Here is a 384-nt window from a genome sequence, read left to right as displayed (position 1 = left end):
GCAGATTAGCACGTCCTTCATCGCCTCTGACTGCCAGGGCATCCACCGTGTACGCTTAGTCGCTTAACCTCACAACCCGAAGATGTTTCGTAAAACACCATCGTGCTGCGAAAATTTGAGAGACTCGAACACACCGCTTTTCATTTCTTATTACGGAGAAATGAAATAGTGTGTCGTTTCAATTTTCAGCTTGATCCAGATTTTTAAAGAGCAAAACTTCGCAGTGAACCTTTTCAGGTACACTCTGAAGTTTTCTTGTTTTTTGCAGTAAAGATGGTGGAGCTATGCGGGATCGAACCGCAGACCTCCTGCGTGCAAAGCAGGCGCTCTCCCAGCTGAGCTATAGCCCCATCGTAGTTATCTCATTCACCTTAATTTTTGTTG

The 384-nt window shown here is 45.3% G+C and carries 1 tRNA gene; it reads right to left on the bottom strand.

The features are described 5' to 3' along the window. Nucleotides 1–274 precede the first annotated feature (274 nt). Nucleotides 275–350 (bottom strand) — tRNA-Ala (locus NNN64_RS23155). Nucleotides 351–384: the final 34 nt, after the last annotated feature.

Origin of the sequence: Citrobacter sp. Igbk 14, from assembly GCF_028069825.1 — a bacterium.
In the GTDB taxonomy this organism is placed as follows: domain Bacteria; phylum Pseudomonadota; class Gammaproteobacteria; order Enterobacterales; family Enterobacteriaceae; genus Citrobacter.
This window is presented reverse-complemented; position numbering and strand designations above follow the sequence as displayed.